This is a genomic window from Pseudomonas sp. SMV71 (assembly GCF_052042015.1).
Lineage (GTDB): Bacteria > Pseudomonadota > Gammaproteobacteria > Pseudomonadales > Pseudomonadaceae > Aquipseudomonas.
The window spans coordinates 1-22,667 of sequence record NZ_JBKGGU010000019.1 but is presented as its reverse complement, the minus strand read 5'-3'; the positions used below and the strand labels follow the sequence as shown (position 1 = coordinate 22,667).

Annotated in this window: 23 protein-coding genes; 10 read left to right on the top strand and 13 right to left on the bottom strand. The window is 61.7% G+C overall.

The window, feature by feature from the left end:
- Positions 1 to 4: 4 nt before the first annotated feature.
- Genes ACLEJQ_RS19325 through dapA form a run of 3 tightly spaced genes read right to left on the bottom strand, consistent with a single transcriptional unit; the run spans position 5 to position 2,779 of the window.
- A complete protein-coding gene (locus tag ACLEJQ_RS19325) occupies positions 5 to 763 on the bottom strand; it encodes an MBL fold metallo-hydrolase (RefSeq protein WP_440797521.1) in 759 nt (252 codons plus the stop codon).
- 4 nt (positions 764 to 767) lie between these two features.
- Positions 768 to 1,883, bottom strand: a complete 1,116-nt coding sequence (gene bamC, locus ACLEJQ_RS19320) for an outer membrane protein assembly factor BamC (RefSeq protein ID WP_440797519.1) — start codon at positions 1,881 to 1,883, stop codon at positions 768 to 770.
- Between the two features lie 17 nt (positions 1,884 to 1,900).
- A complete protein-coding gene (gene dapA, locus ACLEJQ_RS19315; RefSeq protein ID WP_440797518.1) occupies positions 1,901 to 2,779 on the bottom strand; it encodes a 4-hydroxy-tetrahydrodipicolinate synthase in 879 nt (292 codons plus the stop codon).
- A gap of 313 nt (positions 2,780 to 3,092) precedes the next feature.
- On the opposite strand from dapA, the gene ACLEJQ_RS19310 reads away from it, so the two are divergent.
- Positions 3,093 to 3,653 carry a glycine cleavage system protein R gene (locus ACLEJQ_RS19310; protein ID WP_003184325.1) on the top strand — a complete coding sequence of 187 codons (561 nt, stop codon included), beginning with the start codon at positions 3,093 to 3,095 and terminating at the stop codon, positions 3,651 to 3,653.
- Positions 3,654 to 3,663: 10 nt separating this feature from the next.
- Complete coding sequence (locus tag ACLEJQ_RS19305; RefSeq protein ID WP_440797515.1) at positions 3,664 to 4,137, top strand: peroxiredoxin; 474 nt, start codon at positions 3,664 to 3,666, stop codon at positions 4,135 to 4,137.
- Positions 4,138 to 4,303: 166 nt separating this feature from the next.
- Here the strand turns inward: ACLEJQ_RS19305 and ACLEJQ_RS19300 are convergent, their stop codons facing one another.
- Both ACLEJQ_RS19300 and ACLEJQ_RS19295 read right to left on the bottom strand, forming a co-directional pair.
- Positions 4,304 to 5,374 (bottom strand): AI-2E family transporter, encoded by a 1,071-nt coding sequence (locus ACLEJQ_RS19300; RefSeq protein WP_440797513.1) that lies wholly within the window; start codon positions 5,372 to 5,374, stop codon positions 4,304 to 4,306.
- A gap of 31 nt (positions 5,375 to 5,405) precedes the next feature.
- Positions 5,406 to 5,645, bottom strand: a complete 240-nt coding sequence (locus ACLEJQ_RS19295) for a sulfurtransferase TusA family protein (protein ID WP_025212368.1) — start codon at positions 5,643 to 5,645, stop codon at positions 5,406 to 5,408.
- A 97-nt stretch (positions 5,646 to 5,742) separates the two neighbouring features.
- On the opposite strand from ACLEJQ_RS19295, the gene ACLEJQ_RS19290 reads away from it, so the two are divergent.
- Positions 5,743 to 7,176, top strand: coding sequence for a M48 family metalloprotease (locus tag ACLEJQ_RS19290; RefSeq protein ID WP_440797511.1), 1,434 nt, complete (start codon positions 5,743 to 5,745; stop codon positions 7,174 to 7,176).
- Positions 7,177 to 7,406: 230 nt separating this feature from the next.
- On the opposite strand, the gene ACLEJQ_RS19285 is transcribed toward ACLEJQ_RS19290, so the two are convergent.
- The 4 genes from ACLEJQ_RS19285 to rpoE all read right to left on the bottom strand — a co-directional run bounded on the left by ACLEJQ_RS19285 (position 7,407) and on the right by rpoE (position 11,230).
- Complete coding sequence (locus ACLEJQ_RS19285; protein ID WP_440797509.1) at positions 7,407 to 8,837, bottom strand: DegQ family serine endoprotease; 1,431 nt, start codon at positions 8,835 to 8,837, stop codon at positions 7,407 to 7,409.
- 234 nt (positions 8,838 to 9,071) lie between these two features.
- The gene (locus ACLEJQ_RS19280) at positions 9,072 to 10,016 is read right to left on the bottom strand and encodes a MucB/RseB C-terminal domain-containing protein (protein WP_440797507.1); all 945 of its coding nucleotides are present in this window, start codon (positions 10,014 to 10,016) and stop codon (positions 9,072 to 9,074) included.
- Between the two features lie 13 nt (positions 10,017 to 10,029).
- Positions 10,030 to 10,617, bottom strand: a complete 588-nt coding sequence (locus ACLEJQ_RS19275) for a sigma-E factor negative regulatory protein (protein ID WP_440797505.1) — start codon at positions 10,615 to 10,617, stop codon at positions 10,030 to 10,032.
- A 31-nt stretch (positions 10,618 to 10,648) separates the two neighbouring features.
- Positions 10,649 to 11,230: an RNA polymerase sigma factor RpoE gene (gene rpoE, locus ACLEJQ_RS19270; RefSeq protein WP_003172477.1), complete on the bottom strand. Its 582-nt coding sequence runs from the start codon at positions 11,228 to 11,230 to the stop codon at positions 10,649 to 10,651.
- A 558-nt stretch (positions 11,231 to 11,788) separates the two neighbouring features.
- Here rpoE and nadB point away from each other — a divergent pair.
- Positions 11,789 to 13,405 carry an L-aspartate oxidase gene (gene nadB / locus ACLEJQ_RS19265; protein ID WP_440797503.1) on the top strand — a complete coding sequence of 539 codons (1,617 nt, stop codon included), beginning with the start codon at positions 11,789 to 11,791 and terminating at the stop codon, positions 13,403 to 13,405.
- Here the strand turns inward: nadB and ACLEJQ_RS19260 are convergent.
- Positions 13,374 to 13,826 (bottom strand): protein YgfX, encoded by a 453-nt coding sequence (locus tag ACLEJQ_RS19260; protein ID WP_440797501.1) that lies wholly within the window; start codon positions 13,824 to 13,826, stop codon positions 13,374 to 13,376. The genes nadB and ACLEJQ_RS19260 overlap by 32 nt on opposite strands.
- Positions 13,810 to 14,064, bottom strand: a complete 255-nt coding sequence (locus ACLEJQ_RS19255) for an FAD assembly factor SdhE (protein WP_238964247.1) — start codon at positions 14,062 to 14,064, stop codon at positions 13,810 to 13,812. Before ACLEJQ_RS19255 ends, ACLEJQ_RS19260 begins: the two co-directional genes overlap by 17 nt.
- Positions 14,065 to 14,212: 148 nt before the next feature.
- On the opposite strand from ACLEJQ_RS19255, the gene ygfZ reads away from it, so the two are divergent.
- Positions 14,213 to 15,154 carry a CAF17-like 4Fe-4S cluster assembly/insertion protein YgfZ gene (gene ygfZ / locus ACLEJQ_RS19250; RefSeq protein ID WP_440797499.1) on the top strand — a complete coding sequence of 314 codons (942 nt, stop codon included), beginning with the start codon at positions 14,213 to 14,215 and terminating at the stop codon, positions 15,152 to 15,154.
- 36 nt (positions 15,155 to 15,190) lie between these two features.
- The gene (locus ACLEJQ_RS19245) at positions 15,191 to 16,012 is read left to right on the top strand and encodes an HDOD domain-containing protein (RefSeq protein WP_440797497.1); all 822 of its coding nucleotides are present in this window, start codon (positions 15,191 to 15,193) and stop codon (positions 16,010 to 16,012) included.
- Positions 16,013 to 16,128: 116 nt separating this feature from the next.
- Here the strand turns inward: ACLEJQ_RS19245 and ACLEJQ_RS19240 are convergent, their stop codons facing one another.
- Positions 16,129 to 17,514 (bottom strand): sensor histidine kinase, encoded by a 1,386-nt coding sequence (locus ACLEJQ_RS19240; RefSeq protein WP_440797495.1) that lies wholly within the window; start codon positions 17,512 to 17,514, stop codon positions 16,129 to 16,131.
- A complete protein-coding gene (locus tag ACLEJQ_RS19235) occupies positions 17,507 to 18,178 on the bottom strand; it encodes a response regulator (protein WP_047701775.1) in 672 nt (223 codons plus the stop codon). The genes ACLEJQ_RS19240 and ACLEJQ_RS19235 overlap by 8 nt, the downstream gene beginning before the upstream one ends.
- A 421-nt stretch (positions 18,179 to 18,599) precedes the next feature.
- On the opposite strand from ACLEJQ_RS19235, the gene ACLEJQ_RS19230 reads away from it, so the two are divergent.
- Genes ACLEJQ_RS19230 through ACLEJQ_RS19215 form a run of 4 tightly spaced genes read left to right on the top strand, consistent with a single transcriptional unit; the run spans position 18,600 to position 22,658 of the window.
- Positions 18,600 to 19,592, top strand: coding sequence for a Bug family tripartite tricarboxylate transporter substrate binding protein (locus tag ACLEJQ_RS19230; RefSeq protein ID WP_440797492.1), 993 nt, complete (start codon positions 18,600 to 18,602; stop codon positions 19,590 to 19,592).
- A 58-nt stretch (positions 19,593 to 19,650) separates the two neighbouring features.
- The gene (locus tag ACLEJQ_RS19225) at positions 19,651 to 20,112 is read left to right on the top strand and encodes a tripartite tricarboxylate transporter TctB family protein (protein WP_440797490.1); all 462 of its coding nucleotides are present in this window, start codon (positions 19,651 to 19,653) and stop codon (positions 20,110 to 20,112) included.
- A 1-nt stretch (position 20,113) separates the two neighbouring features.
- Positions 20,114 to 21,628, top strand: a complete 1,515-nt coding sequence (locus ACLEJQ_RS19220; RefSeq protein WP_440797488.1) for a tripartite tricarboxylate transporter permease — start codon at positions 20,114 to 20,116, stop codon at positions 21,626 to 21,628.
- Positions 21,621 to 22,658 carry an AbrB family transcriptional regulator gene (locus ACLEJQ_RS19215; protein ID WP_440797486.1) on the top strand — a complete coding sequence of 346 codons (1,038 nt, stop codon included), beginning with the start codon at positions 21,621 to 21,623 and terminating at the stop codon, positions 22,656 to 22,658. Before ACLEJQ_RS19220 ends, ACLEJQ_RS19215 begins: the two co-directional genes overlap by 8 nt.
- Positions 22,659 to 22,667: the final 9 nt, after the last annotated feature.

The following is a 22,667-nucleotide window of genomic DNA, read 5'->3' as shown; positions in this document are numbered from 1 at the left end:
TGGGCTAGGCGATATGTCGCCAGTCGAGCCCTGAATCTTGATCGGCCAGTTGCAGCCAGTCCGGGTCGCACCCGAGGGTGTCGACAAAACATTGCCGGGCCAGCTGCGGCAGGTTGTTCTTGCTGCTCAGATGGGCCAGGACCAGGTGTTGCAGGCCTTGCCAGCCCAACTCGGCCACCAGGTACGCCGCCTGGTGGTTGTTCAAATGTCCGCGCTCCCCCCCCACGCGCTGCTTGAGGAAGTACGGGTAGTAACCCTGCGCCAGCATGTCGCGGCAGTGGTTGGACTCGATCATCAAGGCATCGAGGTCCCGGTAACTGTCCATGACCCGGTCGCAATACGACCCAAGGTCAGTGAGCAAGCCGAAACGCCGCTCGCCGTCGCTGAACACGTACTGCGTTGGCTCCCGGGCGTCGTGCGCCACGCTGACCACGCTGATATCCAGGGCACCAATGCGCAATTGCTCGCCACCGGCCACGAAACCCGCTGGCTCGATGGGCTTGCGCAGGCCACCCAGGGTGCCTCGGCTCAGGTACACCGGCAGATTGTAGCGCCGAGACAGCAAACCCACGCCATGCACGTGGTCGGCATGTTCGTGGGTCACGAGTATCGCGCTCAGTTGCGCCGGGTGCACACCCAGGCGCAACAGGCGCTTCTCGGTTTCCCGCAGGGAGAAACCGCAATCGACCAGCACGTATGTGCCAGCGCTGGCGATCAGCGTGCCGTTGCCCTGGCTACCGCTGCCGAGAACGGCAAAACGCATCGGATCAGCCCAGGTTGTCCTGAATCACGCTCAACACTTTACGCGCCACATCGGCCGGCGCCACGGTGTTGATGTTCTTCTCGACGGTCACCTGGACGCTATCGCCCACCTTGCTCAGGCGAACCTGATAGCGCTCGGCGCGGGCTTCGACTTCTTCCTTGTCCGGCTTGCTGCCGAACAGACCGCTGAAGAAGCCAGGCTTCTCGTCTTTTTTCTCGGCCTTTTCGGCGAGGTTGATGTAGTACAGGCCCAGGCTGCGGTTAATGTCTTCAACCCGCCACTCGCCCTGCTCCAACGCACGGCCAACACTCGACCAAGCACGGTCCAGGTCGGAGCCGACGTTGAGCACCGGGTTGCCGCTGCCGTCTTCGCTCAGGCTGACGCGGCTCGGCGTGTCGTAGTCCCGGGTGGCCAGCATCGAGACGGAACCGCCCTGCTCGGCGGTGCGGCTCATGCTGGCAAGCAGGTCGTCCACCAGCGCGGCGTCGAGGCCGGTATTGACCGAACGGTTGGTGAACGCTACGTCGGCGGTGCTGCCGGCAGGACGCTCGGCGCTGACCACGTAGATTTCGCTGGTGTTGCGCTGCACACCCGGCTCGATGCGCACCCGCACGCGGGTTTCGCTGTCGGAAGCGACACCGGCGGCGCTCAGGCGCTTGGCCATGGCGGCGGACAGCTCATCGGCACGCTGCCAGGTGGTGGTGAATTCGCCCGTTTGCGGACGCTGTTCGTCCAGGCGGAAACCGTTGTCCTGGAAGAACTGGATCGCCACCGGCCAGACTTCGGCCGGTGGATGCTGACCCATGACCCAGCTGGAGTCGCCGCTCTTCTGCAAGGTGTAGTCGCTGGCATCGGCAATGGCCGACAGCGGTTGCGGACGTGGAACAACATATTCGCCCTTGACGCTGTCGTCGGCGACGTTGCGCGGGATCGGCAGCAGCGGATCCAGACGCTTGGCGACGTTGACGTCTTGTGGCAATTGCATCGGTGCAGTCTGTTGCGCTTGCAGGTAATCGCTACCACGGTCGCGGAAGTAACCCTCCGGCCCCCAGATCCACCCGCAGCCACTGGTGCTGGAGATAATCAAGGCAAGTGCGGAAAGTCCGGCCATTCGCTTCATGCGTTGTACTTCCTCAATTAAACCAGGACGCCGGACTGGCGCATGGCCTGCCGCAGCGGTTCATGACAGGTTGTGCTCAGCCAGGTGAGTGGCAGGCGGATGCCCTCGTGCATCAGGCCCATCTCCACCAACGCCCACTTCACCGGGATCGGGTTGGCTTCGATGAACAGGTCCTTGTGCAGCGGCATCAGTTTTTCGTTGATGGCCCGTGCGGTCTCGGCGTCGCCCTTGAGCGCGGCCTCGCACAGGTCGGCCATTTCGCGCGGAGCGACGTTGGCGGTGACGGAAATGTTGCCCTTGCCACCCAGCAGCATCAGTTCTACTGCGGTCGGGTCGTCGCCGGACAGCAGGATGAAGTCCTTGCTGACGCCATCGAGAATGGCCTTGGCACGCTTCAGGTCGCCAGTGGCTTCCTTGATACCGATGATGTTCGGCACGCTGGCCAGGCGGATCACGGTCTCGGCCTGCATGTCGCAGGAGGTGCGGCCGGGAACGTTATAGAGGATCTGTGGGATGTCGACTGCTTCGGCAATGTGCTTGAAGTGCTGGTACAAGCCTTCCTGGGTCGGCTTGTTGTAGTACGGCACGACCAGCAGGCAGGCGTCGGCGCCGGCTTCCTTGGCGTTGCGGGTCAGCTCGATGGCTTCACGGGTCGAGTTGGCGCCGGTGCCGGCGATGACCGGGATGCGACCGTTGACCTGCTTGACCACGGCACGGATGACTTCGATGTGCTCATTGACGTCGAGGGTCGCCGACTCGCCGGTGGTGCCGACAGCGACAATGGCATGGGTGCCGTTCTCAAGATGGAAGTCCACGAGTTTGCTGAGGCTGGCCCAGTCAAGATGCCCTTGTGCATCCATGGGTGTGACCAGTGCCACCATACTGCCCGCAATCATGAAACCGCTCCTGCCGGAAAAAGAGAGCGGTAATGGTACTGGCGCCAAGATGCTTGTACAAGCGAACTACCATTCCCCTTGGCGATGGTTTTCGCTACCCTTCAGGCTTTGATCGGTACCGATAAGCTCACCAGCCGGTTCCAAGCCTTCGTTTTCGTCGCCACAAGCCCCGATCCTGCGTTTGTCCGGATGCATTCCCGCCTTCAGGAATGCAGCACAACCCCGGCACAGGGCTTGAGCCGTACGTTCCGCGCGGGCCTGGCGCCGTGTCGAGCCGCAAGGTGCCGACCGCTCATCGCTTTAGGAATGCTGCATGTCCACCCCCACAGTCCGCGAACAATTCCTTGTCATCAGTGCCCTTGGCGCCAACCCCATGGAGCTGACCAACGTCCTGTGCCGCGCCAGCCATGAAAACCGCTGCGCCGTCGTGACCTCACGCCTGACCCGCCATGGCGAATGCAGCGCGCTGGTGCTCGAGATTTCCGGTAGCTGGGACGCCCTGGCCCGCCTGGAAGGCAGCTTGCCCGTGCTGGCCAAGAAGCACGCCTTCACGGTCAACGTGGTGCGTAGCGCCGCGCTGGAGAACCGTCCCCAGGCGCTGCCCTATGTGGCCTACGTCAGCTCGGCCTACCGCCCGGACATCATCAACGAGCTGTGCCAGTTCTTCATGGATCACCACGTCGAGCTGGAAAACCTGACCTGCGACACCTACCAGGCGCCGCAGACCGGCGGCACCATGCTCAACGCCACGTTCACCGTGACTCTGCCGGCCGGCACCCAGATCAGTTGGCTGCGCGATCAGTTCCTGGATTTCGCCGACGCGATGAACCTGGATGCCCTGATCGAACCGTGGCGCCCACAAAACCCAATGTAAGGAAGCGTTCATGGCCGTTGCCATCGACCAGCCGGTTACCGATTTCCAGGCCCCCGCTACCAGCGGGCAGACCGTCAGCCTCGCCGCCCTCAAGGGCAAGCAGGTGGTGATCTACTTCTACCCCAAGGACAGCACCCCCGGCTGCACTACTGAAGGCCAGGGCTTTCGTGACCAGTACTCGCAGTTCCAGGCGGCCAACACCGAGGTGTTCGGTGTCTCCCGGGACAGCCTCAAGTCCCACGAGAATTTCAAGTGCAAGCAGGAGTTCCCGTTCGAGCTGATCAGCGACAAGGACGAGGCCGTCTGCCAGCTGTTCGATGTGATCAAGCTGAAGAAGCTCTACGGCAAGGAATACCTGGGCGTGGATCGCAGCACGTTCCTGATCGACAAGAATGGCGTGCTGCGCCAGCAATGGCGTAGCGTGAAGGTGCCGGGGCATGTGGATGCGGTGTTGGCGGCGGCTCAGGCGCTCAACAAGGCCTGAGACATTTTCACTGTTGGTTTTGACGCTATCGCGAGCAGGCTCGCTCCCACATTGGATCTGTGTTGTTACATAGATCCCTGTGAGAACTGGATCTGTGCTGCTGCATAGATCCCCGTGGGAGCGAGCCTGCTCGCGATGAGGCCATCAGCCTCAACCGATAAAACCACTACAATAACGGCGCTACCACCGGTTCCTTGCTCGGCCACGCATCCAGCACCGCCTTGAACAGTGTCGCCAGGGGAATGGCAAAAAACACCCCCCAGAATCCCCACAACCCGCCAAATAGCAATACCGCACAGATAATCGCCACCGGATGCAGGTTCACCGCCTCGGAGAACAGCAGCGGCACCAGCACGTTGCCGTCCAGAGTCTGGATGATCCCGTAGACCGCCATCAGGTAAATGAACTGATCGCTCCAGCCCCACTGGAACAGCGCAATCAAGGCCACAGGCACGGTCACCACCACGGTGCCGACGTAAGGCACCACCACCGAAATCCCCACCAGCAACGCCAGCAGGGCCGCGTAGTTGAGCCCCAGCGCCACGAAACCGATATAGGTCACGCCGCCGCAGATGAAAATCTCGATGACCTTGCCGCGAATGTAGTTGGCGATCTGCCGGTTCATCTCCTGGGCCACCCGGGTGATCAGCGCCCGTTCCCGAGGCAGGTAGCCCCGCACCCAACGCCCGATCATCTCCCGGTCCTTGAGGAAGAAAAACACCAGGATCGGCACCAACACCAGGTAGATCATGATGTTCACCAGCAACGGCAGGCTCGACAGCGAAAACGTCAGCGCCCACTGGCCGAACTTGCCGATCTGGCCACGCGCCACCTCGATGGTCTGCAGCACCTGCTCGTCGGACACCAGATGCGGATAGCGCTCGGGCAGCAGCAACAGCAACGATTGCCACTTGGCGAGCATGCCCGGCAGTTCGTTGAACAAGGTCACCAATTGATGCCAGAGCAACGGCACGACCACCACCATGAACACCACCAGCAAGCCCATGAACAGGGCGAACACCAGCCCGACCGCCACGGTGCCGGGCAGCCGCAGACGCTCGAGCGTAGTGACCAGCCCTTGCATCAGGTACGCCAGCACCATGCCCGCCAGTACCGGCGCCAGCATGCCGCCCAGGGTGAGCACCGCAGTGAAGGCCAGGAACAGCAGCACCGCCAGGACCACCGCTTCTTCATCGGAGAAGTAGCGCTGGATCCAGTCGCGTAACACTTTGAACATCAAAAAATCCTTAAGAAACGCCTGGGATGATTCAGGCTTTTTTCAGCCAGTAGCGGTAGACGCCGTTGTCATCTTCTTCGCGCAGCAGCGTATGACCGGCCAACCTTGCGAAGGTGCGGAAGTCGCGCTGGGAGCCCGCATCCGTGGCGGTGACCTTGAGCACAGCGCCGCTGGCCAGGCGATTGAGTTCCAACTTGGCCTTGAGCAACGGCAACGGACAGTTCAGGCCGCTGGCGTCCAGTTCGGCATCGTGGGCTACAGCATCGGTCATCGGTTCGCTCCGCACAGGTCGTTGGGCCGCCTAGAATATCTGGTCCCGAGCCCGGTGTCCGGCTACAGTAAGGTCTTTGTCGACTAAGGCTTCGTGCATGACATTTCTGCGCCCCACCCTGCTGACGCTCGCTTGCCTGCTTGCCTCACCGGGCTTCGCCGACGACCTGCCGTCACTCGGCGACGCCAGTTCTGCCATCGTCTCGCCAGAACAGGAACACCAGCTGGGTCGCGCCTGGCTGGCCTTGCTGCGCAGCCAGGTTTCACAACTCAACGACCCGCAGCTCAAGGATTACGTGGAAACCAGCGTCTACAAACTGGTGGAAACCAGCCAGGTCAATGACCGGCGCCTGGAGTTCATCCTGATCAACAGCCCGCAGCTCAACGCCTTCGCCGCGCCCGGCGGCATCGTCGGGGTCAACGGCGGGCTGTTCCTCAATGCCCAGACCGAAGGCGAATATGCCTCGGTCATGGCCCACGAACTGGCCCACTTGTCGCAGCGCCACTTCGCCCGTGGCGTCGAAGCCCAGCAACGCATGCAAGTGCCGATGATGGCCGCGCTGCTGACCGGTATCGTGATCGCCGCGGCCGGTGGCGGTGACGCCGGGATCGCCGCGATTGCCGGGACCCAGGCCGCGGCCATCCAGGAACAGCGGCGCTTCTCTCGCCAGAACGAGCAGGAAGCCGACCGCATCGGCATCCTGAACCTGGAGAGGGCCGGCTACGATCCACGCTCCATGCCGACAATGTTCGAGCGCCTGATGCGCCAATATCGCTTCGACGCCAGGCCGCCGGAGTTCTTGCTGACGCACCCGGTGACCGAATCGCGGATCGCCGACACCCGTAACCGCGCCGAACAGGCCAAGCCGGGGGGCATCGAGGACAGCATGCGCTATCAACTGATCCGCGCACGGGTCCAGTTGATTTATGAAGAAACCCCGGGCCTGGGTGCCAAACGCTTCCGGGCGCAACTGGATGAAAATCCAAAGAACGACGTGGCCCGCTATGGCCTGGCGATTGCGCAGATCAAGGGCGGCCAGCTCAATGAAGCCCGCGAGAACCTCAAGCCGCTGCTCGCCAAATCGCCGAACGAGATCATCTACAACCTGGCCCAGGTCGACCTGGACATCACCAGCAACAAGCTGGCCGATGCCCAGTCTCGCGTCGACCGGATGCTGAGCCAATACCCCGGCAACTATCCGCTCAACCAGGTACGCGTCGACCTGCTGCTCAAGCAGAACCGCCCCGCAGACGCCGAGAAAGCCTTGGAAAACCTGCTCAAGACCCGTCCGGACGATCCGGATGTCTGGTACATGGTGGCCGAGACTCGCGGGTTGTCGGGCAACATCATCGGCTTGCACCAGGCGCGGGCCGAGTACTTCGCCCTGGTGGGCGATTACCGTCAGGCGATCCAGCAGTTGGACTTTGCCAAACGGCGGGCCGGCACGAACTTCCCACTTTCGTCACGCATCGATGCCCGGCAGCGGGAGCTCATGGAGCAGGAGCGGATGGTCAAGGACATGATGGGGTGATGGAAAACAGAGCATTCGCGGACCTGGCACCGAACGTCTTGTGGGAGCGAGCTCGCTCGCGATAGCGGTGAGCCAATCACCCTCTTCGCCAGCTGATCGACCGCTATCGCGAGCAAGCTCGCTCCCACAGGGGGCATGGGCTGCTCAATCTATCGGTAGTGCTCGGTCCCCTTCACCACGCATAAAAAAACCGCCTCTCTCGAGGCGGTTTTCGTTGCATCACCAGCCGATCATTCGGCCAGCTTGAAGGTAATGAAGCTTGCACGCCCCTGGCGCAGAACCCGCATCGAGACCGAGCGGTTCTTCGGCAAGGCTTTGGCGATATCGGTGAATTCCTTGGCGGAGCCGATAGCCTGATTGTTCAGGTGCGTGATGATGTCGCCCGGCTGCAGGCCGATCAGCGCGGCAGGGCCATCCTGCACTTCCTTGATCACCACGCCGCCTTGCAGCTCCAGGGCCTTCTTCTGCTCATCGCTCAGCTCGGCCACGGCCACGCCCAGACGATTGCTGCTGCGCTCGGCGCCGGACTTGGCCAGCGAATCCAGTTCCTTGCCTTCCTCCGGGATGGCGCCGACGGTCAATTCGACGTTCCGGCGCTTGCCCTCGCGAATCACTTCCAGGTTGGCCTTGGCCCCCGCCTTGAGCGCGCCGACCAGGTGTGGCAGGTCGGCAGACATGACGATTGGCTGACCGTTCATGCTCAGGATCACATCACCCACTTGCAGCCCACCTTTGGCCGCCGGACCGCCTTCCTGGATCTGCGCCACCAGCGCACCGGCCGGTTTCTCCAGCCCGAACGATTCGGCCAGGTCCTTGTTCACTTCCTGGATCACCACGCCCAACCAACCGCGGCTGACCTTGCCTTCGCTTTTCAGCTGGCTGGAAACGTCCATGGCAACGTCGATCGGGATTGCGAAGGACACACCCATGAAGCCCCCGGAGCGGGTATAGATCTGCGAGTTGATGCCTACTACCTCGCCCGCCAGGTTGAACAGCGGGCCGCCGGAGTTACCCGGGTTGATCGGCACGTCGGTCTGGATGAATGGTACATAGTTTTCGTTCGGCAGACTGCGACCGATGGCGCTGACGATCCCCTGGGTCACGGTGTGGTCGAAACCGAACGGCGAACCGATGGCCACGACCCATTGGCCGGCCTTCAGGTCCTGGGACTTGCCCAGCTTGAGCACAGGCAGATCCTTGCCGTCGATTTTCAACAACGCCACGTCGGAACGTGGATCGGTACCGATCAGCTTGGCCTTGAGTTCACTGCGATCAGCCAGACGCACCAGGATTTCGTCGGCGTCGGCGATGACATGGTTGTTGGTCAGGATGTAACCGTCAGGCGAAATGATGAAGCCCGACCCCAGCGATTGCGCTTCACGCTGGCGACCACCACCGGGCGAGCGCGGCGCCTGCGGCATTCCGCGCTCGAAGAATTCGCGCAGCATCGGCGGCAGGCCTTCCAGGTCCGGCATCTGCTGGTCTGACACACGGCGATCCGGCAGCTTCTGCGTCGTACTGATGTTGACAACCGCGGGCGAAGCCTGCTCGACCAGTTGCGTAAAGTCAGGTAGCTCGACCGCCATGGCAGGAACAGCCTGGCCGAGCACCAGCACGGTGGCAAAGATGGATAGGTAGGATTTCAAACGTGGTATCGACATACGGCTCCCGTTACGACGAGCATGGTTAAGCGATATGGAGCCAGGAATACCCGCAGAACGAGACGCCGGTATTTCTGTTCCGGAAAAACAGGCAAGGCCAGAGCCGTGCGGCTCTGACCTAATAGAAAAAAACCTGAAGTTTTGCAAATGAAAATACTGACAGGAAGTTTCGGCATTTCGATCAAGCCCCGGCGTAGACAGCCTCTTGCATAACCGAACCCTCCACGCGACAAACTACTGGGTCGCCACGTCAGAGCGCATCGACAGCGCGATCCGTTCCGCCGTGCCGATGGGAATCTCGCCCACCACCGTGACCATCATTTCGCCCTGAGGCGTCGTGAGTCGACGAGACACTGCGGCCGTGGGGCCAAGTTGTGTACGGGTATCGGTGGCGTTGGCACCGTTCAACGGCTCCAGGAATACCGAGAAGCGCGCCAGGCCATCGTCATACATGAGGCTGCTGACCTGAACCTGGGTGTCGGGGTCTTTACGCGAATCGCTGCCGGTCAGTTCAAAGCCCGGCGGGAGCCAGTCCGAGTGCCAGGCGACCTTGGTCTTGGCAACCTTGCCGGGCGCCTGCGTGACAGCCTTGCAATCGCCGCTGGCCTGAAGGTCGCCATCGGTGGGCACAGAGATGTTCAGGCGTGTGAACTGGAAACGCTCAAGCAACTGACCTTTGTCGCTGAGCAACAAGGATTTGAGCGGCAGCCCGGTCTCCTTGTCCAGATGCAATTCAAAGCCATAGCGATGCTGGTCCTTGGGCGTCAGGGCCACGATAACCGCTTGGCGCCCAGCCACACGCGACTTGCCGATGACGGCAAGGTCGTACCAATTTTTGAGTTTTTGCGGATCGAGCGTACGAGCGCTGCTGTCGGGGGGATTGCTCAGCCCCGCGACCAGGGAGCCGCTGACGCATTGAGTATGTCCATCAATACGCAGGACTTCCTGTGCCGAGCCGTCGAGCTGGAGTAGCCGCTCGCGGACTTTGCCATCCTGGACGCGATGCCAGATGTTATGGGTAGAGAAACTACCGTTGCGCTCGTATACGAAGGTGCCCAGGAAGCTTTGCTGTTGCTCGGCCTGGCCCAGACGATTCAACCAGTCTTGAGCCTCATCGGCATAGGCTGGCAACGCACACCAGCCACCCAGCAGAAGCGTGAACAGAGGTATGGCGCGCAATGGTGCTCCTTACTTAACGGTTTTCCAGGCTGGCTGCACGAGCATAGGGCAGTGCGCTTTCGCTGCCTTTCAAGGCGGCTTCCTGCGCATGTTGACGCAGATAGTTGGGCAGACGCTGATCATGCCAGCCAGGTTGGCCTTGCAAGACACCGTTGACCATCGGACCTGCCGCTTCCGAACCTTCACTGTAACCAGCCAGGACTGCCGGGCCCTTGACCTGTGGAGCAGCCAAGCCAGGCTGGTTGGACTGCTGCGCCATCTGCACGCCGGCAATCTCGTCCTGGTTGTACAGGCGCACACCGGCCAGTACGGCTACGGTGACCGAAGCGGCAACTGCCAAGCGACCCAGGCTACGCCATGGTCCGCGAGACGCTTTTGCCGGTACGGCTTCATCAGCCAATGCAGCGGAAACGGCCGCAGCGATATCCAGACGCGGAAGCAGCAGGTCCTTGTGCATGACAGCCCGGGCGATCTGGTAACGCGCCCAGGTCTCACGGGTTTCAACATCGTCGAAGGCATTCAATACCCGACGCAATTCCAGTTCGTCCGCTTCGTTATCCATCACTGCGGACAGCGATTCCTGCAGGGCTTCACGACTCATGGCGTTCCTCTCTTGGCTATCGCCGCTGTCTTTAGTTTTCCTGCAACAACGGTTGCAGGGCTTTGTCGATGGCCTCCCGGGCGCGGAAGATCCGGGAGCGCACGGTACCCACCGGACATTGCATGACGCTCGCAATGTCCTCGTAACTCAGACCGTCGAACTCACGTAAAGTTAAAGCCGTACGCAAATCTTCGGGCAGTTGCTGGATGGTCCGATGGACGGTGCCTTCGATCTCATCCCGCAGCAACGCTCGTTCCGGTGATTCGAGATCCTTGAGGCCATGATCGCCATCGTAGAACTCCGCATCCTCAGAACTCACATCGCTATCCGGCGGCCGGCGGCCGCGTGAAACCAGATAGTTTTTCGCCGTGTTAATGGCGATGCGGTAAAGCCACGTATAAAACGCGCTGTCCCCGCGAAAATTACCAAGTGCCCGGTACGCCTTGATGAAGGCTTCCTGGGCAACATCCTGGGCTTCATGGGTGTCGTGCACGAAACGCACGATCAACCCGAGAATTTTGTGCTGGTATTTCAGCACTAGCAGATCGAACGCTCGTTTGTCGCCGCGCTGCACGCGTTCGACCAGCTGCTGATCCTCTTCCTGGGTTAGCATGAACACTCCTCGATGAGCTCGAAGGAGGCTGGCATTACTAATTGACCAGGCTTGCAAACATAGACTCGGGCTTTTCGCAAAAGTTCTCCCCCTTTCAAGCAAGTTTCCGGCGCGCTCTGATCCCGGCACGCACGAAAAACGCAGCACGAGATTCCCCGGCTGCGCGAATAATCTGTCGCCGGGCCTGCCGGCAGGGACTCCAATCGAAATCCTGCACCCAACCCGACGCTGCTCCCTTTTGCAGACAACCGTCTATTGAACGTAGGCGCTTGGCAAAAGTTCCCACTCTTTACTGGCAATGCAGATGGAACATCGAGCGACCATGCCGAGATAGGCAGCGTTTATCCTCGAAATCGCCGTCTTGACCTTCGCCCAGCCGAACCGCGATCCGACGAAGCGTGTCGCGTTTCTGTCACACTGGTTCCATATTGCCATGAATGCCCGGCTATTGTGCCGATCCCCCCCTCTATATACTAGTGGGCTGCGTGGTTGTCTGAGCCGATTGCAGCGGCGCGACACCAACCCTTTCCCGGGTCGCCTTGAGCGGAAATCATTCGAATGAGCCAACAGTTTCAACACGATGTTCTGGTAATCGGCAGCGGTGCCGCCGGATTGAGCCTTGCCCTGACCTTGCCGGAGCACCTGCGCATTGCAGTGCTGAGCAAGGGTGACCTGGCCAACGGCTCGACTTACTGGGCCCAAGGCGGCGTTGCGGCCGTGCTGGACGACACCGATACCATCGAATCCCATGTCGACGATACCCTCAATGCCGGCGGCGGCCTGTGCAACCCGCAGGCGGTGCGCTTCACTGTCGAGCATAGCCGGGAAGCCATCCAGTGGTTGATCGATCAGGGCGTACCGTTTACTCGCGACGAGCAGGCCGGCACTGAAGACGGTGGTTTCGAGTTTCACCTGACACGCGAAGGCGGCCATAGTCATCGACGCATCATCCACGCGGCCGATGCCACCGGCGCGGCCATTTTCAAGACACTGCTCGCCCAGGCCCGCCAACGACCGAACATCGAGTTGCTGGAACAACGTGTCGCCGTTGACCTGATTACCGAAAAACGCCTGGGCCTGGACGGCGACCGTTGCCTTGGCGCCTATGTGCTCAATCGCGGTACCGGCGAAGTCGACACCTACGGCGCACGCTTTGTCGTCCTGGCTTCCGGCGGCGCGGCGAAAGTCTACCTCTATACCAGCAACCCCGACGGCGCCTGCGGCGACGGCATCGCCATGGCCTGGCGGTCGGGCTGCCGGGTGGCGAACCTGGAATTCAACCAGTTCCACCCCACCTGCCTCTATCACCCATTGGCCAAGAGTTTCCTGGTTACCGAAGCCCTGCGTGGGGAAGGCGCACACCTGAAGCTGCCCAACGGTGAACGCTTCATGCACCGGTTCGACCCTCGCGCCGAACTGGCGCCACGGGACATCGTTGCCCGTGCCATCGACCATGAAATGAAGCGTCTTGGCGTCGACTGTGTCTACCTGGACATCAGCCACAAACCTGAAGCGTTCATCAAAAACCATTTTCCGACGGTGTACGAGCGCTGCCTGGAATTCTCCATCGACATCACCCGGCAACCGATCCCGGTGGTACCGGCGGCGCATTACACCTGCGGCGGCGTGATGGTCGACCAGTCCGGGCGCACCGACGTGCCCGGCTTGTACGCCATCGGCGAAACCAGCTTCACCGGCCTGCACGGCGCCAATCGCATGGCCAGTAACTCGTTGCTGGAGTGTTTCGTCTATGCACGCTCGGCAGCGGCGGACATTCTGCAGCAGTTGCCACAGATCGCCATCCCGGCCGCCCTGCCCGCCTGGGACGCCAGCCAGGTCACCGACTCGGACGAAGACGTGATCATCGCCCACAACTGGGATGAACTGCGGCGTTTCATGTGGGACTACGTAGGCATCGTGCGCACCAACAAACGTCTGCAACGGGCGCAGCATCGGGTGCGCTTGCTGCTGGATGAGATCGATGAGTTCTACAGCAACTATAAAGTCAGCCGCGACCTGATCGAGTTGCGCAACCTGGCCCAAGTGGCCGAACTGATGATTCGCTCGGCGATGGAGCGCAAGGAAAGCCGGGGTCTGCATTACACCCTCGACTATCCGAACCTGCTCCCCGAGGCGCTGGACACTATTCTGGTGCCGCCCACCTACGCCGACTGAACCTGAGCCGCACCCGCAGGCGCCGATGGACATCCGGCGTCAGCGCGCCGCGGGGTACGCACACCGAGCGTACCCGCCGCTCACCCCGGCGGCGAAAGCGCAGCACGATGATCATCGGCAATGCGAGGCTATCGGGACGCAACTGCACCGACTGCCAGCCATCCGCCCGGTTCCAGAGTTGCCAACCGCTGGCGTCGTGGCGCAGCCCACAAAAGGCTCGTGGATTGGTCAGCAGTAAATGTCGCGGTAGCGTCCAGGCGCCATGCGCCAGACACAGAACCATGCCCACTGCGATGAGCCACGATGGGACGGCCAGCAAAAACAACGACCCCAAGGCCACGACCTGAGCCAGGAGATAGGCCGCCAACAGTTGCCCGCAGGCCTGCCAGCGGCATTCGAAGCGATTACTTGGGCTGGACACGGTCCAGAATCATTCGGACCATGCGCTGCAATTCCGGGTCCTCGGATTCGCTGCGCTCCATGAACCAGCCGAACATGTCCTGGTCTTCGCATGCGAGCAGACGGACGTAGCAGGCACGGTCCACTTCATTGAGATGGGGATAGACCTCTTTCACGAACGGCACCAGCAATACGTCCAGCTCAAGCATACCGCGGCGGCTGTGCCAATAGAGGCGGTTCAGTTCAACATCTTCGACCATGGAGCGCTCCTCAAATAGAGCGCAAGTATACAGGCCGCGCCGCCGTACGACAGACAGCTTTGGTCGGGACCATCGATCCTTTGTGAACTATCCATTTCAAGGGCGCCCCCTTATGATGTCCACCAGACTTTTTTACCTGCGATGACCCATGGCTGATTCCGCTTTTTTCTGCACCCTGTCCCACGAAGGCGTTCTCGCGGTCCGCGGCGTGGATGCCGGCAAATTCCTGCAAGGCCAATTGACTTGCAACCTCAACTACCTGAGCGACAGCCAATCGAGTCTCGGTGCCCGCTGCACCCAGAAAGGCCGGATGCAATCGAGTTTCCGCATCCTGCTCGAGGGCGACGGCGTATTGATGGCGATGGCGACCGAATTGCTCGAACCGCAACTGGCCGATCTGAAAAAATATGCGGTGTTCTCCAAATCCAGGCTCACCGATGAAAGCGCGGCCTGGGTCCGCTTCGGTCTGCAAGCCGCCGATACCGTGCTGGCCGAACTGGGCCTTCAATTGCCCGCCGACACCGACAGCGTGGTTCGCCATGATTCGTTGATCGCCATCCGCGTTTCGCCCGACCGTGCCGAACTGTGGGCCCCGGCCGAACAGGCACAGGCGCTGCAAACCCGGTTGCGCGCGACGCTGGCCGAAACGGACCTCAACCCCTGGCTGCTGGGCCAGATCCGCGCCGGGATCGGCCAGGTCATGCCGGCCACCCGCGAGTTGTTCATCCCGCAGATGCTTAACCTGCAAGCCGTTGGCGGTGTGAGTTTCAAGAAAGGCTGCTACACCGGCCAGGAAATCGTCGCGCGCATGCAGTACCTGGGCAAACTCAAGCGGCGCCTGTATCGCCTGAAACTCGATGCCAGCCCATTACCGGAACCCGGCACCGAACTGTTCTCCCCTGTCCACGGCAGTTCCATTGGCGAGGTGGTTCTCGCCGCCGACGCCGGAGCAAACGTTGAACTGCTGGCGGTGTTGCAGGCCGACGCAGCAGAAGAGGGCAACGTGCATCTCGGCGCCTTGGAAGGTCCGGCGCTCCAATTGCTCGACCTGCCTTACGAACTGGACCGCGACCGCGAAATCCAGCGCTGATCGCAGCATTTTGTCGCAACACTCTAGAGAATCGAAATGAGCGATTTGGCGGAGAAGGTCCAACGGGATTTGCTGCAAGCCATCGGCAACGATGACTTGGTTTTACCTACATTACCCGAAGTCGCCCTGCAGATTCGCCGGGCCGCTGAAGACCCGGAAATCAGTGTCAGCAACCTGAGCAAAGTGATCGGCCGCGATACGGCCCTTTCGGCGCGCTTGATCAAAGTGGTCAACAGCCCACTGCTGCGTGCGACCCAGGAAGTCACTGACCTGCACACGGCCATCACACGACTGGGGGTCAATTACAGCAGCAACCTGGCCATAGGCCTGGTCATGGAGCAGATTTTCCACGCCCGCTCCGAGGTGGTGGAGCAAAAGATGCGTGAAGTCTGGCGCAAGAGCCTGGAAATCGCCGGCGTCAGCTATGCCTTATGCCGCGCGTACACGCAACTCAAGCCCGACCAGGCCGCGTTGGGTGGGCTGGTGCATCAGATCGGCGTGCTGCCGATCCTGACCTATGCCCAGGACAACAACGAATTGCTCTCCGACCCCGTCAGCCTCAACCATGTCATCGAAACGATTCATCCGGTGCTGGGAGACAAATTGCTCAGCGTCTGGGAGTTTCCGGAGAGACTGGTGAAGTTGCCCGGGCTGTACCTGGATTTCGAACGCACGACCAGGCACATCGACTACGTCGACCTGGTGCAGGTCGCGGCGCTGTACTGCTACAAGGACACCGACCATCCCCTCGGCAAGGTCGATATGTTTGCAGTGCCTGCGTTCAAGAAGCTGGGCATCCACCTGGAAAACCCGGATCGAGTGGCGGACATCGAAGAAGCGCGGTCGATGTTTTATTAGCAACACCGGCCGCGTCGTGGCGAGGGAGCTTGCTCCCGCTGGGCTGCGCAGCGGCCCCTCAATCTTGCGTCTACTGCGCAGTCGAGCGGGAGCAAGCTCCCTCGCCGCAGCGGGTTTTACCCGGCGACAAAACTCACCCGCACCTTCAACCCCCGCTCCTGCCCGTCATGTAGAGTGATCTGCGCCAGGTGGGCGCGACAGATTTCGCCGACGATCGCCAACCCCAGTCCGGAGCCGGCCACTTGCTGGTTGCGCCGGTAGAAGCGTTCGAACACCCGATCCCGCTCGTGCAAAGGAATGCCCGGGCCGTCATCCTCGACCTCCAGCACCGCCGGCGCGCTGACCCGCAGGATCACGTTGCCACCGGAGGGCGTATGAGCCAGTGCGTTATCCACCAGGTTGCTCAACAACTCGTTGAGCAAGGTTGGTTCGCCCCGCAACCACACCGGTTCGTCGGCTTCCAGGGCCAGCGCCACGCCCCGGGCATGGGCCAGCGGTGCCATTGCCATGCCCAGTTCACGGGCCAGTTGGCTAAGGTCCAGCAACTGTGCGCCACCTTCGGCAATCGCCCGGGCGCCATTTTCAACCCGTGCCAGGGACAGTAACTGGTTGGCCAGGTGCGTCAGTCGATCAGTACCTTGGGCGGCGGTTTCCAGGGTTTCGCGCCAGACCAGCGGCTCATTGGCGCGCAACCCCAACTCAAGGCGCGCCTTGAGCGCGGCCAAGGGTGTACGCAGTTCATGGGCCGCATCGGCAATGAATTGCGCCTGACGCTCGAATTGCCCGCGTAACCGCTCGGTGAAATGATTGAGCGCTCGCACCAGCGGCCACAACTCGTGTTGCACTTCAACCAACGGCAACGGCCGCAGATCGTCCGGCTGGCGCTCCTCCACCGCCGTGCGCAACCGCTCCAGCGGGCGCAACGCGGCACTGACCGCGAACCAAACCAGCAACAACGCCCCAACCGCCAGCATGCCCAGGCGTAGCAGCGTGTCGGCCATCAGGCTGCGGGCCATGCGGACCCGCGCCTCCTCGGTTTCGGCCACACGAACTTCCGCCATGCCGTTCATGTTCGGTTCACTCACCGCCTTGAGCAGGCTCACCACGCGCACGTTCTGGCCTTGATAACTGGCGTTATAGAAGCGCGCCAGAGCCGGGTAATCGTCGGTGCGCGGCGTGCCGGGCGGGGGGCCCGGAAGATTTTCGTATCCGGAGATCAGCTTCTGGTTGATGTCGTTGACCTGGTAATAGATACGCCCGGCGCTGTCGTAGGCAAAAGTGTCCAGCGCGACATAAGGCACGTCCGCGCTGAGGCTGCCGTCGCGTTGCGACAGGCCGGCGGCAATGGTCCGGGCCGAAGCGAGCAGCGTGCGGTCGTAAGCCGTGTCCGCAGCCTCGCGCCCGTTCCAGTAGGCGCTCAGACCGCTGGCAAGCATCAGCACCACCAACAGCAACGCCAGGTTCCACAGCAACCGCCAGCGCAGGCTGTCGGGCTTATGCATCGCGGGTCTCCAGCAAGTAGCCCAAGCCGCGGAAGGTCACGATTGCCACCGCATGACCGTCGAGTTTCTTGCGCAAGCGATGGACGTAGATCTCGATGGCGTCGGGACTGGCTTCTTCGTCCAGGCCGAACACCTGGGCTGCCAGCTGCTCCTTGCTCATCACCCGCCCCGGCCGGGCGATCAACGCCTCCAACACCGCTTGCTCGCGAGATGTCAGGGTCAGCAGTTCGTCGTCGAGGGTGAAGCGGCGGGTATCCAGGTCATAAACCAGCCCACCGCAGCGCTGCTGGCGCTCGCCGCCCAGCACGCTACGGCGCAACAACGCCTTGACCCGAGCCTCAAGCTCGGTGAGTTCGAATGGCTTGGCCAAGTAGTCGTCGGCGCCGAGGTTCAAGCCATGGACCCGATCCTTGACGTCGCTGCGAGCGGTCAGCATCAGTACCGGCAAGGTCTTGCCCCGTGCGCGCAGCCGCGCCAGCACTTCGAAGCCGTCCATGCGCGGCAGCCCGACGTCCAAGACCGCCACAGCGTATTCCTCGCTGCTCAGGGCCAGATCGGCCGCCACCCCATCGTGCAGCACATCGACGGTCAGGCCGGTGCTCTTGAGCGCCTGGGCAACGCTTTCGGCGAGCTGCAGATGGTCTTCGACGAGCAGAACACGCATGGGTTATTCCTCGATTCAGGGATGGTCGGCGCCATTCTTTGGCGCGGAGTTTACCGCCGCTTGCGCCACTGTGAAGCCAAAAAACCTGCTGAAAGCTTTTGAAAGGTTAGCGAAAGGTTCGGCCATTAAAGTCCTCTACGGATAGTTTCGACTGCTTGACGCACACGAAAAACGCCTCGAAGCGTTTTCGCCTTAATAAGAACAATAAAAGCGGAGTACTCACCATGCTGTTCATGCAGCTTCAGGTTCCGATACCTGCCTGCCCTTCCCACTCCTACTTGATCATTTCGACCGGTGCCGCCTCTTGGCCTGGTGATTTCCCATGCCTGCCGTCCCGCCCGACCCTCCAGGGCAGCCAGGCCGCAAGTCCCGCGACACGCGCTTCAAACCCAACACAACAACAACTCCTGTGGAGACAACAATGAGCCTATCACTGCGTAAAGTAGCCATCGCTGCCGGTTGCCTGATGTTCACCGGGCAATTGCTCGCCGCCGATCCATCCAAAGAGCCCAAGCGCCCCGAGTGCATCGCCCCGGCCTCCCCTGGCGGCGGTTTCGACCTGACCTGCAAACTGGCACAAAGCGCCCTGGTCAACCAGAAACTGTTGACCAAACCGATGCGCGTCACCTACATGCCCGGGGGTGTCGGCGCGGTGGCCTACAACGCAGTGGTCGCCCAGCGTCCGGCCGACGGCGGCACGCTGGTGGCCTGGTCCAGCGGTTCGTTGTTGAACCTGGCCCAGGGCAAGTTCGGCCGCTTCGATGAAAGCGCCGTGCGCTGGTTGGCGGCTGTCGGCACCAGCTATGGCGCCATCGCCGTGAAAAGCGATTCGCCCTACAAGACCCTCGACGATCTGGTACAGGCCCTGAAGAAAGATCCGAGCTCGGTGGTCATCGGCTCCGGCGGCACCGTGGGCAGCCAGGACTGGATGCAGACCGCGCTCATCGCCAAGGCGGCCGGTATCAATCCACGCGATCTGCGCTACGTCGCCCTCGAAGGCGGCGGCGAGATCGCCACTGCGTTGCTCGGTGGCCACATCCAGGTCGGCAGTACGGACATCTCCGACTCCATGCCGCATATCCAGAGTGGCGACATGCGCCTGCTGGCGGTGTTCGCCGAGAAGCGCCTGGACGAGCCGGAAATGAAAGACATCCCGACTGCCAAAGAACAGGGCTACGACATCATCTGGCCGGTGGTTCGTGGCTTCTATCTCGGGCCAAAAGTCAGCGACGAAGACTACGCCTGGTGGAAAGAGGCTTTCGACAAACTCCTGGCGTCCGAAGAGTTCGCCAAGCTGCGTGACCAGCGCGAGTTGTTCCCGTTTGCCATGACCGGTCCGGAACTGGACACCTATGTGAAGAAACAAGTGGCTGATTACAAGGTACTGGCCAAAGAGTTCGGCCTGATCCAGTAACTGTCCCCTGTTCTCGTGGCGGCGCTGGCCTCACGGTCGCGCCGCCCAGGAGTAAGTCATGCTCACCATTCAACGTATTTTTGCTTCGGTGCTGCTGTTGGTCTGCATCGGCCTCGCGCTGATGGCCTGGCCGTATCAGGCAGCCTTTTCCTACGAGCCCGTCGGCCCGCGCGCTTTCCCGCTGCTGATGCTGGGCCTGATGGGCGTCGCGCTGCTGTACATGATTTTTCGTCCCGCCCCCATCGTGCACAGCGACGATGATCCGCAACTGGATCGTGAAACCCTGCAGAAAATCGGCATCTGCGTCGGGCTGCTGCTGGTGTTCGCCGGGACCTTCGAACCGCTGGGTTTCATTGTGTCGAGCATCCTGATCGGCGTGCCGATGGCTCGCCTCTATGGCGGTCGCTGGCTGCCAAGCGTGGTGATCATCAGCCTGATGGCCATTGGTCTTTATCTGTTGTTCGACAAGTTGATGGACGTACCGCTGCCCTTGGGCCTGCTCGACATCCTGGAGAATTGATATGGATACCCTGAATTATCTCGGCCAGGGTTTCGGCGTCGCACTGACGCCCTACAACCTGGTCACAGCGCTGACCGGCACCCTGATCGGCACCGTGGTCGGCCTGCTGCCGGGCCTGGGACCGATCAACGGCGTAGCCCTGTTGATCCCGATTGCGTTTGCCCTGGGCCTGCCGCCGGAATCGGCGCTTATCCTGCTGGCGGCGGTGTACCTGGGTTGCGAGTACGGCGGGCGCATCAGTTCGATCCTGCTCAACATTCCGGGCGAAGCTTCCACCGTGATGACCACGCTCGATGGCTACCCGATGGCTCGCCAGGGCCTGGCCGGCGTGGCGTTGTCGCTGTCGGCCTGGAGCTCGTTCATCGGGGCGTTCATCGCTACCTGCGGCATGGTGCTGTTTGCACCGTTGCTGGCGAAGTGGGCGATTGCCTTCGGACCGGCGGAATATTTCGTCCTGATGGTGTTTGCCATTGTCTGCCTTGGCGGCATGGCCGGTGATCGTCCGCTCAAGACCTTCATCGCGGCGCTGATCGGGCTGTTCCTGTCTTGCGTCGGCATTGATGCCAACAGCGGCGTCTACCGCTTTACCGGTGACAACATCCATTTGACCGATGGCATCCAGTTCGTCGTGCTGGTGCTGGGCCTGTTCTCCATCAGTGAAATCCTCTTGCTGCTGGAAAAAACCCACCGCGGCCAGGAGGCGGTGAAGGCGACCGGGCGGATGATGTTCAACTTCAAGGAAGCGGCATCGGTCTTCGTCGTGAACCTGCGCTGCGGCCTGCTCGGCTTCATCATGGGCGTGTTGCCGGGTGCCGGTGCGACCCTGGCCAGCGCCGTGGCCTACATGACCGAAAAACGCATCGCCGGCGCGAACGGTACCTTCGGCCAGGGCGACAAGCGTGGCCTCGCCGCCCCGGAAACCGCCATTGGCGGCGCGGCCTGCGGCGCGCTGGTGCCGATGCTGACCCTCGGCGTTCCCGGCTCGGGCACCACGGCAGTGATGATCGGTGCGCTGTCGCTGTACAACATCACCCCTGGTCCACTGTTGTTCCAGCAACAACCGGACATCGTCTGGGGCCTGATCGCCTCGTTGTTCATCGCCAACGTCATGCTGGTGATCCTCAACATTCCGATGATTCGCGTCTTCACCCGAATCCTTGCGGTGCCGAACTGGGCCTTGGTCCCGGTGATCGCGATCATTACCGGGATCGGTGTCTATGCGGTGCACGCCACCACGTTCGACCTGTTCCTGATGATCGGCATCGGCATCTTCGGCTACATCCTGCGCAAGCTGGACTTCCCGCTGTCACCGGTACTGCTGGGCTTCATTCTCGGCGGTCTGATGGAACAGAACCTGCGCCGGGCGCTGTCGATCTCCAACGGCGCGCTGGAGATTCTCTGGTCGAGCCCGATCACCTTCGGTTGCTGGATACTGACGGCGATCATGCTGTTCATGCCATTGCTGCGGATCTGGCGTCGCCGCAGTGCCCAACGCCGTGCCCTGGCCAATGGCTGAGGCGACTTTCAGACAATGGTGGGGAACCCCGCTGGTCGGTCTGGCCGGCGGTTACCTGGCCAGCCTGATCGGCTGGCCTTTGCCCTGGATGGTCGGCTCGTTACTGGCGATCATCCTGGTGCGCTGCCTGACGCCGTGGCAACTGATGGAAATCCCCGGCGGTCGCAAGTGCGGCCAATGGGTGGTGGGCATCGGGATCGGCCTGCACTTCACCCCGGTGGTCATGGAGCAGGTGCTGAGCCACTTCGGCCTGATTTTTTTCGGTGCGCTGATCACCAGCGTGTCCAGTGTGGTGGGTGTGTGGCTGATGCGCCGCACCGGTGAAGACCGCGCCACGGCTTTCTTTTCGAGCATGCCGGGCGGCTCCGGTGAAATGGTCAACCTGGGCACGCGCAATGGCGCGGACCTCAGCCGCGTGGCCGCGGGCCAGAGTCTGCGGGTCCTGGTGGTGGTGCTGTGCGTGCCGGCCGCCTTCAAATACCTCCTGGGCGAAGGCGTTCCGGTACAACACGCCACGACGGTGGACTGGTTGTGGCTGGCGCTGCTGTTTCCGACGGGCGCCCTGCTCGCCTGGCTCTGGCAACGCTTGCGTCAACCCAACCCATGGTTGTTCGGGCCGTTGCTGGTGAGCGCGGCGGTGAGCGTCGGCTGGGATTTGCACATCGGCCTGCCCAACGGGGCCAGCCAGTTTGGTCAGTGGCTGATTGGCAGCGGGCTGGGTTGTCATTTCAACCGACAATTCTTCCGCCGGGCGCCCTCGTTCATGGGACGAACCCTGGTCGGCACGGTGTTGACGATGCTGATCGCAACCCTCGCGGCCCTGGGCTTGAGCACCCTGACCCATCTGGACCTGCGCTCACTGACCTTGGGCATGATGCCCGGCGGCATCGCGGAAATGAGCCTGACGGCGGAGACGCTGCAACTGTCAGTGCCGCTGGTGACTGCATTGCAGGTGATGCGGCTGTTGTTCGTGCTGTTTATGGCAGAGCCGTTGTTCAGGTATTGGATTCGCCGGCCAGGGGCGGACTGATAATCGGCG

Bases quoted from the DNA above. Each gene is read 5' to 3' on its own strand.
- ACLEJQ_RS19325 (WP_440797521.1), bottom strand. From the start codon at position 763: ATGCGTTTTGCCGTTCTCGGCAGCGGTAGCCAGGGCAACGGCACGCTG.
- bamC (WP_440797519.1), bottom strand. From the start codon at position 1,883: ATGAAGCGAATGGCCGGACTTTCCGCACTTGCCTTGATTATCTCCAGC.
- dapA (WP_440797518.1), bottom strand. From the start codon at position 2,779: ATGATTGCGGGCAGTATGGTGGCACTGGTCACACCCATGGATGCACAA.
- ACLEJQ_RS19310 (WP_003184325.1), top strand. From the start codon at position 3,093: ATGTCCACCCCCACAGTCCGCGAACAATTCCTTGTCATCAGTGCCCTT.
- ACLEJQ_RS19305 (WP_440797515.1), top strand. From the start codon at position 3,664: ATGGCCGTTGCCATCGACCAGCCGGTTACCGATTTCCAGGCCCCCGCT.
- ACLEJQ_RS19300 (WP_440797513.1), bottom strand. From the start codon at position 5,374: ATGTTCAAAGTGTTACGCGACTGGATCCAGCGCTACTTCTCCGATGAA.
- ACLEJQ_RS19295 (WP_025212368.1), bottom strand. From the start codon at position 5,645: ATGACCGATGCTGTAGCCCACGATGCCGAACTGGACGCCAGCGGCCTG.
- ACLEJQ_RS19290 (WP_440797511.1), top strand. From the start codon at position 5,743: ATGACATTTCTGCGCCCCACCCTGCTGACGCTCGCTTGCCTGCTTGCC.
- ACLEJQ_RS19285 (WP_440797509.1), bottom strand. From the start codon at position 8,837: ATGTCGATACCACGTTTGAAATCCTACCTATCCATCTTTGCCACCGTG.
- ACLEJQ_RS19275 (WP_440797505.1), bottom strand. From the start codon at position 10,617: ATGAGTCGTGAAGCCCTGCAGGAATCGCTGTCCGCAGTGATGGATAAC.
- rpoE (WP_003172477.1), bottom strand. From the start codon at position 11,230: ATGCTAACCCAGGAAGAGGATCAGCAGCTGGTCGAACGCGTGCAGCGC.
- nadB (WP_440797503.1), top strand. From the start codon at position 11,789: ATGAGCCAACAGTTTCAACACGATGTTCTGGTAATCGGCAGCGGTGCC.
- ACLEJQ_RS19255 (WP_238964247.1), bottom strand. From the start codon at position 14,064: ATGGTCGAAGATGTTGAACTGAACCGCCTCTATTGGCACAGCCGCCGC.
- ygfZ (WP_440797499.1), top strand. From the start codon at position 14,213: ATGGCTGATTCCGCTTTTTTCTGCACCCTGTCCCACGAAGGCGTTCTC.
- ACLEJQ_RS19245 (WP_440797497.1), top strand. From the start codon at position 15,191: ATGAGCGATTTGGCGGAGAAGGTCCAACGGGATTTGCTGCAAGCCATC.
- ACLEJQ_RS19240 (WP_440797495.1), bottom strand. From the start codon at position 17,514: ATGCATAAGCCCGACAGCCTGCGCTGGCGGTTGCTGTGGAACCTGGCG.
- ACLEJQ_RS19235 (WP_047701775.1), bottom strand. From the start codon at position 18,178: ATGCGTGTTCTGCTCGTCGAAGACCATCTGCAGCTCGCCGAAAGCGTT.
- ACLEJQ_RS19230 (WP_440797492.1), top strand. From the start codon at position 18,600: ATGAGCCTATCACTGCGTAAAGTAGCCATCGCTGCCGGTTGCCTGATG.
- ACLEJQ_RS19225 (WP_440797490.1), top strand. From the start codon at position 19,651: ATGCTCACCATTCAACGTATTTTTGCTTCGGTGCTGCTGTTGGTCTGC.
- ACLEJQ_RS19220 (WP_440797488.1), top strand. From the start codon at position 20,114: ATGGATACCCTGAATTATCTCGGCCAGGGTTTCGGCGTCGCACTGACG.
- ACLEJQ_RS19215 (WP_440797486.1), top strand. From the start codon at position 21,621: ATGGCTGAGGCGACTTTCAGACAATGGTGGGGAACCCCGCTGGTCGGT.